8 protein-coding genes are annotated in these 6,854 nt (G+C 68.8%); 2 read left to right on the top strand and 6 right to left on the bottom strand.

Annotation, left to right across the window (positions count from 1 at the left end; genetic code table 11):
- Positions 1-628: 628 nt before the first annotated feature.
- Positions 629-895, top strand: a complete 267-nt coding sequence (locus tag ACT4N3_RS06825; RefSeq protein ID WP_444854459.1) for a hypothetical protein — start codon at positions 629-631, stop codon at positions 893-895.
- 13 nt (positions 896-908) lie between these two features.
- On the opposite strand, the gene ACT4N3_RS06820 is transcribed toward ACT4N3_RS06825, so the two are convergent.
- The 3 genes from ACT4N3_RS06820 to ACT4N3_RS06810 all read right to left on the bottom strand — a co-directional run bounded on the left by ACT4N3_RS06820 (position 909) and on the right by ACT4N3_RS06810 (position 2,519).
- Complete coding sequence (locus tag ACT4N3_RS06820) at positions 909-1,709, bottom strand: energy transducer TonB (RefSeq protein ID WP_444854458.1); 801 nt, start codon at positions 1,707-1,709, stop codon at positions 909-911.
- Positions 1,710-1,796: 87 nt separating this feature from the next.
- On the bottom strand, positions 1,797-2,177 hold the full coding sequence (locus ACT4N3_RS06815; protein ID WP_444854457.1) for a hypothetical protein: 381 nt from the start codon (positions 2,175-2,177) through the stop codon (positions 1,797-1,799).
- 81 nt (positions 2,178-2,258) lie between these two features.
- Complete coding sequence (locus ACT4N3_RS06810; protein WP_444854456.1) at positions 2,259-2,519, bottom strand: hypothetical protein; 261 nt, start codon at positions 2,517-2,519, stop codon at positions 2,259-2,261.
- A 106-nt stretch (positions 2,520-2,625) separates the two neighbouring features.
- Here ACT4N3_RS06810 and glpK point away from each other — a divergent pair, with 106 nt between their 5' ends.
- Complete coding sequence (glpK, locus tag ACT4N3_RS06805; protein WP_444854455.1) at positions 2,626-4,089, top strand: glycerol kinase GlpK; 1,464 nt, start codon at positions 2,626-2,628, stop codon at positions 4,087-4,089.
- Here the strand turns inward: glpK and mmsB are convergent.
- From mmsB to ACT4N3_RS06790, 3 genes are all read right to left on the bottom strand, one after another.
- A complete protein-coding gene (gene mmsB, locus ACT4N3_RS06800; protein WP_444854454.1) occupies positions 4,086-4,988 on the bottom strand; it encodes a 3-hydroxyisobutyrate dehydrogenase in 903 nt (300 codons plus the stop codon). The two genes, glpK and mmsB, sit on opposite strands and share 4 nt — an antisense overlap.
- A gap of 122 nt (positions 4,989-5,110) precedes the next feature.
- Positions 5,111-5,887, bottom strand: coding sequence for an enoyl-CoA hydratase (locus ACT4N3_RS06795; RefSeq protein ID WP_444854453.1), 777 nt, complete (start codon positions 5,885-5,887; stop codon positions 5,111-5,113).
- Positions 5,884-6,854 (bottom strand): PHA/PHB synthase family protein (locus ACT4N3_RS06790; RefSeq protein ID WP_444854452.1); only part of this gene is annotated, 971 nt, incomplete at its 5' end. The genes ACT4N3_RS06790 and ACT4N3_RS06795, both read right to left, overlap by 4 nt.

The following is a 6,854-nucleotide window of genomic DNA, read 5'->3' as shown; positions in this document are numbered from 1 at the left end:
AAAAAATGAGAGCCGACATTGCTGCCGGCTCCCACTTCGCCCGATCCAGATCCCGCGCCGGTGAGGGCTTGGGCCTGTCCGGGAGAGGTTCCGGCCGAGGCCTTTCGGCCCCGGTCGGTCCCTTGGGTTCCTTCCAAAGCCCGAAGGCTCCTTCCGGTTCCCTAGCCGGATGTTCGTCGAGCCATTGCTGCCTCTCCGCACAACCAGCAAGGTCCACATCGAAACAAGTTCCGATGCTTTCCCTTCGCGGCTCCGTCGATCCGAAGATCCCGGTCTTCCGCCGGACACATCCAGAAAAGTGGGTTCGGCTTGCGCCTCGCGCTTCTTCCTGGTTCCGCCCGTTCCGCCCGCTTCCGCCTGCTTCGACCCTTGCGAATCTCCGCCGCTTCAGCGGTGGTCGCCACCTCGTCAGATCGTTCGTTGCCTCCCGATCATTCCGCAGCTGGCGAGTGACCAAGCTGGACCCGGTTCCCGATTCGCGCCAAGGGGTTTCTGCGGCGCACAGCCTGTGGATAACGGGGATATCGTGGATAAGCGCGAAAGTGCGTCGCCGGCCATCCTGCGCGACTTTGTGTGGCAAGCGCGATTTTGATAAGGGCAAAGGGCAGGATTTGCAGGAGTATCGACCATGCGTCTGACCGGTTCGGCCCTCGTCGGGCTGTTCATTCTCGGCTCCGTCGGCGTCGCCGCGGGCCAGAGCGGCGGCACCAGCGGACAGCAGGCCACGACCAAGAATGGCGAGCAGCTGATCTGCCGCCGCATTCAGGAGACCGGCTCGCTCGGGCGCGGCCGGCGCCAGTGCTACACCCGCGCCGAGTGGGACCGCATCGCCCAGGCGCAACGCGAGAACAGCCCCGGCATGACCGCCATGTCAGGTTCGACCAGCGGCAACTAGGCCTGGCCCCGCGTCAATAATCCTCGCGCTCGGGCTCGTCCCGGATTTCCCAGCTGTGGTTCTCGACAATGTCCGCCTGGAAGGGTTCGCCATCCTCATCGCGCGCCGGCGCGAAGCGGAAGCGGCGTTGAATGAGATCGCAGGTATGGGTGTCGAGCTCGCGGTAGCCGCTTGAGCGGGTGATCCGGCAATTGACGACGCGCCCGTTGACCCCGACGCTGTAGCGCACGCCGACCGTCCCCTGCATGCCCTGTTCCCATGCCCAAGACGGGATTTCGGTGATGCGTCCGCTGATATGGCGGGGCGGAGTCGCCCGGCCGAAGCCTCGGCCGCCGCCACCCCCGCCGCCGTCGCCGCCATAACCGCTGCCGCGGCCCACGCCGAAACCGCCTGCGCCTGTTCCTGGGCCACGGACCGGCGCCGCGCCGGCGGAAGGATCGCTGCCCTGACCGGCAATGGGAGCGGCGGCGATCGGCGGCGGCACCGGCATCGGGATGAGCGGCGTCGGCGCGACCACCGGCGTCGGCTCGGAGCGCAGATTGGGCGGCGCTGCCGCGCCCTCGCGATCCGGCGCGGCGCGCCGGCGCTCGGCGGTCTCGCGCGAAACCGGCGGCGGCGGTGGAATGGAAATGGCGGCTTCCTGCGGCGGCGCGACCGCAAACGCCTCCAGCACCTGCTCAGCGGCGCGCGGCAAGGGCGCGCCGAGGCCCCAGAGCAAGCCAAGACCGAGCAGGACGTGAACCGCAAACGTCGCCGCCGCGCCGCCGAGGCGCTCGCCGCGCGCGTCCGCGCCACCGTCCCAGGCCCTGATCATCGGGGCACCATGCAGGATCGCGGGTGAACGGAGGCTTGCCGGTCGCCGGCAGCGGCGCAGGCGAATCCCGCGCCGCGCTCCGCCTTGCTAGGCGCCCGGCAGCCGGACGTTCTGCTCGGCGGCGCACTGGCGCATGGCGTCCGCGCGGCTGCCGCCGGCCATCGCCCGATCGACGGCACAGCCGCAGAGCCGCGCCACATCGGTGCCGCCGGGAAGGGCGGTCGTGGCCTCTATGGTGCAATCGTTCAGCATCTCCTCGCGGCTTCCGCCGCCCGCGGCCATACCGTTGCCGGGGCCGGCCGCGTCGCTCTCGCCGCCCGGCAGCACCATGTTGCCCGGCATCGCCGGCGTCGCGGGCGCTGCGGCGTTGGCCGGGGCGGCGGCATTGCCGCTGCCGTTGTTGAGCGTGACGTTGCCGCTGCAGCCGGCGAGCAATGTGGCCGTGATGCCGACCAGAACCATGCGCATAGATCATCCCCTGTCAGGCGGGACGATTCCCCGCGCGCTAGATAAGGGCAGCGCCTGGCGCGGATGTAAAGAGGGGTCGGCTCAATCCTCGCCGGCCTGTTCCGACAGGCCCATGAACCTGCGCGCCGCCTCGCGATCGCCCTCGTCCTTGAACGCCACGTCGAGAGCCGGCGCGCCGCCGAGGATGTGCAGCAGGGCCCAGAGCGCGAAGCGGCGGGCCCGGTCCTGTTCGAGGCCGAGATCGACCTGCATGTGCTCGATGCCGGCGGCGAGCACCTGGGGCGGGACGGCGGCGAGATCGGTCGTCCCAAAATAGCGGAAGAGCTGGTCGTCGAGGTTCATGCTGTCGCCACCCTATCGTCATTCCAGCGAAAGCTGGAATCCATAAGGCCTTCGTGTCACCTAGGCCGCTTGGACCCCGGCCTTCGCCGGGGTGACGGGGAGGAGGATGGCCGGCGAAACGATCCTCGTCATCGACGAAGGGACGACCAGCACCCGGGCGATGCTGTTCGCGGCCGACGGCGCGTGCGTCGGCAGCGCCGGGCGCGAACTGGCCCAGCATTATCCGCGGCCCGGCTGGGTCGAGCATGATCCGGAGGAGGTCTGGGCCGCGACGCTCGCTTGCGCGCGGGAGATGATCACGGCGGCCGGCGGGGCGGAGCGAATCGCCGGCATCGGCATCACCAACCAGCGCGAGACGATCGTCTTCTGGAGCCGGAAGACCGGCCGGGCGCTCGCGCCCGCGATCGTCTGGCAGGACCGGCGCACCGCCGATCTCTGCGCGCGGCTCAGGGACGCGGGGCACGAGGCGGCGGTGCAGACGAAGACCGGCCTGCTGCTCGACCCCTATTTCTCGGCGAGCAAGGTCGCCTGGGCGCTGGCCGAATGGCCGCAGCTGGCCGAAGCGGGCGACGACCTTTGCGTCGGCACGATCGAAAGCTGGCTGGTCTTCCGGCTGACCGGCGGCATGCATGTCACCGACGCGACCAACGCCTCGCGCACTGCCTTGATGGACATCCATGCCGGCGCCTGGGACGACGCGTTGCTCGCACTGTTCGGCGTGCCGCGCGCGGCGCTGCCTCAGATCGTCGATTGCGCGGGACGCTTTGGCGACACCGGCCTGTTCGGCGCGCCGATCCCGATCTGCGGCATGGCCGGCGATCAGCAGGCTGCGACGATCGGCCAGGCCTGCTTCGCGCCCGGCGCCACCAAGTCGACTTACGGCACCGGCGCCTTCGTGCTGACCAATACCGGCGACGGGGCGCCGCTGTCGCGCCACCGCCTACTGACGACGATCGGCTGGCAGCTCGATGGACGGCGCAGCTATGCGCTCGAAGGATCGGTGTTCGTCGCCGGCAGCCTGATCAAATGGCTGCGCGACGCGCTCGGCCTGGTCGCCACCGCGGCCGAGACGGAGGCGCTGGCGCGATCGGTGGCGGACAATGGAGGCGTTACATTGGTGCCGGCGCATGTCGGCCTCGGCGCGCCTCACTGGCGGCCGGACGCGCGCGGCGCGCTGACCGGGCTGACCTTCGGCGCGGGCAGGGCGCATATTGTCCGCGCCGCGCTGGAGGCGATGGCGCACCAGACGCACGACCTGATGACCGCTTTCGCCGCCGACGGCGCGACCTGGGAAAGCCTCAGGATCGACGGCGGCATGGCCGCGAACGACTGGGTCGCGCAGGACCTCGCCGACATGCTCGACCTGCCGGTGGAGCGCCCGGCTTTCGTCGAGACGACCGCGCTCGGTGCGGCGATGCTGGCCGGAATCGGCTGCGGGATGTTCGGATCGCTCGAGGAAGCGGCGGCGATGCGCGGCGCGGTCGAAACCTTTGCGCCGGCGATGGAGAGCGCGACGCGCGATGCGCGGCTTGCGGCGTGGCGCAAGGCGGTGACCGGAGTGCTCGCCTAAGCCGCCGGCGGCGTCCAGCTGTCGTCGATCATCCTGATGATGCCGGAAAAGTCCTTGTGCCCGCCGCCCAGCGCTTCGGCGAAGCGGGCGTAGAGAGCCTCGGCTTCGGCCCCCATCGGCGTGTAGGCGTCGACGCTCTGCGCCGCCTCCAGCGCGAGGCGGAGGTCCTTCAGCATCAACGCGGCCGCGAACCCGCCTTCATAGTCGCGATCGGCCGGCGTCTCCGGGCCGACGCCGGGGACGGGGCAATAGCTGGTCATCGACCAGCTCTGGCCCGAGGCCTTGGACGAGATGTCGTAGAAGGTCCGCAAATCGAGGCCGAGCTTCTTCGCCATCGCGAAGGCCTCGCAGGTCGCGACCATCGTCGCGCCCAAGAGCATGTTGTTGCAGATCTTCGCCGCCTGGCCCGAGCCCGCCGCGCCGGCATGGATCACGGCCTTCCCCATCTGCGCGAGCAAGGGCTCGGCGCGGGCGAACGCTTCCTCGCTGCCGCCGACCATGAAGGTGAGCGTGCCGCCCTCGGCCGCGGCGATGCCGCCCGAGACCGGCGCGTCGACCATCGCGTAACCCGCCGCGCCCGCTTTCCCGATCTCGTCGCGCGCGGTGGCGACGTCGATCGTCGAGCAATCCATCAGGATGGCGCTGGCCGGCGCCTTGCCGATCACGCTGGTCTCATAGACCTGGCGGACATGCTTGCCGGCGGGGAGCATCGTGACCACGGCCTCGGCGTCGGCGACCGCCTCTTCGGCCGAAGCCGCCCGCGACGCGCCCCGCGCCTCGGCGCGAAGCAAAGCGTCTTCGGACAGGTCGAAGGCCCGCACCTCGTGCCCCGCCTTGGCGAGGTTCGCGGCCATCCCGCCGCCCATATTGCCCAGCCCGATGAAGGCGATGCGTGCCATGCCAAACCTCATGAGTCATTCCGGCGAAAGCCGGAACCTATGAACACCTAGGGGCGGGCTTTCCAACGGCGGAGTTCATGGGTTCCGGCTTTCGCCGGGATGACTCCGCTGCTTCTCCCGCTTTATCGTCCCTTCCAGTCCGCCGGCCGCTTCTCGACGAAGGCCTTCATCCCTTCCTTCTGGTCCTCGGTGCCGAACAGGCCGTGGAAAAGGCGGCGCTCGAAATTGATGCCCTGGGCGAGGCCATTCTCGAAAGCGGCGTTGACCATTTCCTTGTTCGCCATCGCGGCGATCGGGGACATGCCGGCGATCGTCTCGGCGACCTTCATCGCCTCGTCGATCAGCTCGGCGGCCGGGACGACCCTGGCGACGAGGCCGGAGCGCTCCGCTTCCTCGGCGCCCATCATCCGCCCGGTCAGGCACATCTCCATCGCCTTGGCCTTGCCGATCGCATGGGTCAGCCGCTGCGAGCCGCCCATGCCGGGCGTGACGCCGAGCTTGATCTCGGGCTGGCCGAACTTGGCATTGTCGGCGGCGATGATGAAATCGGCCATCATCGCGACTTCACAGCCGCCGCCCAGCGCATAGCCGGCGACCGCGGCGATCCAGGGCTTGCGAGTCGCGGTGACCTTCTCCCAGCCGGCGAAGAAGTTGGAGGAATACATCGAGGCGAAGCCCTGTGCCTCCATCTCCTTGATGTCGGCGCCGGCGGCGAAGGCCTTTTCCGAGCCGGTGAGAATGAGGCAACGCTGACTGTCGTCCGCGTCACAAGTGGCGAAGGCCTGGATCAGCTCGGCGAGCACCTGACTGTTCAGCGCGTTCAGCGCCTGCGGACGGTTGAGCGTGACGAGCGTCACCGCGCCGTGCTGCTCGACCAGGATGGTTTCGTAATCGCTCATCGCATCCTCACATAGCTGCCGGGGGCCGGCTCGATCTCGTTCTTCGGCTTTCTCGCCTTCACTTTGGCGCTCCCGTCGCGCGTCAGCCAGGCCTGCCATTCGGGCCACCACGAGCCTTCGTGACGGGTGGCGCCGTCCAGCCATTGCTCCGCGGTGTCGGGCATCGCCTCGTTGGCCCAATAGCCGTGTTTGTTGGCGCTCGGAGGGTTGATCACGCCGGCATTGTGGCCGGAGCCGCCGAGCAGGAATCGGGTCTCGCCGCCGAGCAATTTCGCGCCGTCATAGGTCGCCTGCCAGGCGGAAACATGGTCGTCCTTGAGCGAGATGACGAGGGCCGGCGTCTCCATCGCCAGAGCGCCGGGCTGGGTCAGTTCGTTGGCGACCAAGATGCGCTTTGTCCATTCGAGCAGGAAGGCCTTGGGAATGTGCGCGCCGTCGGCGAACCAGTGGAGAATGTCAGAGGGCGGTGCTTCCTTGTCGAGCAGATAGTGACTCACCACCGACGACCAGATCAGGTCGTTGGCGCGCACCACCGAGAAGAGCGCCTGCAGCTCGTGCGCGGCCATCACGCCCTTGGTCTCGAGATGCTTCTCCATCGCCTCGAGCTGGGCGGGCTCCTTGAACGTCGCCCATTGGCCCATATTCGAGAAATCGAACATCGAGCCGATCGTGGTCAGCGAGGCGATTCGACCGGGTTCAGCGCGGGCGGCCGCTATGGCGGCGAGCGTGCCGCCCATGCAGAAGCCGAACAGGTCGATCTCGCGCTCGCCGGTCGCCTCCTCGATCGCGTCCAGCGCGGCGGCGGCGCCGAGATCGAGGTAATCGTCGATCCCTTTGTCGCCGAGCTCCGGCCCCGGATTGACCCAGGAGATGACGAAGAGCGTATGCCCCTGCTCGACCAGCCAGCGGATCAGCGAGGAGCGGGGCTGGAGATCGAGCAGATAATATTTGTTCACCAGCGGCGGCA

Source organism: Sphingosinicella sp. (genome assembly GCF_052388015.1).
Classification (GTDB): Bacteria; Pseudomonadota; Alphaproteobacteria; order Sphingomonadales; family Sphingomonadaceae; genus Allosphingosinicella.
The sequence above is the reverse complement of the archived record's forward strand: the minus strand, read 5'-3'. Positions and strand labels throughout refer to the sequence as shown.

Coding starts and splice junctions, on each gene's coding strand:
- glpK (WP_444854455.1), top strand. CDS start 2,626: ATGGCCGGCGAAACGATCCTCGTCATCGACGAAGGGACGACCAGCACC.
- mmsB (WP_444854454.1), bottom strand. CDS start 4,988: ATGGCACGCATCGCCTTCATCGGGCTGGGCAATATGGGCGGCGGGATG.
- ACT4N3_RS06825 (WP_444854459.1), top strand. CDS start 629: ATGCGTCTGACCGGTTCGGCCCTCGTCGGGCTGTTCATTCTCGGCTCC.
- ACT4N3_RS06820 (WP_444854458.1), bottom strand. CDS start 1,709: ATGATCAGGGCCTGGGACGGTGGCGCGGACGCGCGCGGCGAGCGCCTC.
- ACT4N3_RS06810 (WP_444854456.1), bottom strand. CDS start 2,519: ATGAACCTCGACGACCAGCTCTTCCGCTATTTTGGGACGACCGATCTC.
- ACT4N3_RS06815 (WP_444854457.1), bottom strand. CDS start 2,177: ATGCGCATGGTTCTGGTCGGCATCACGGCCACATTGCTCGCCGGCTGC.
- ACT4N3_RS06795 (WP_444854453.1), bottom strand. CDS start 5,887: ATGAGCGATTACGAAACCATCCTGGTCGAGCAGCACGGCGCGGTGACG.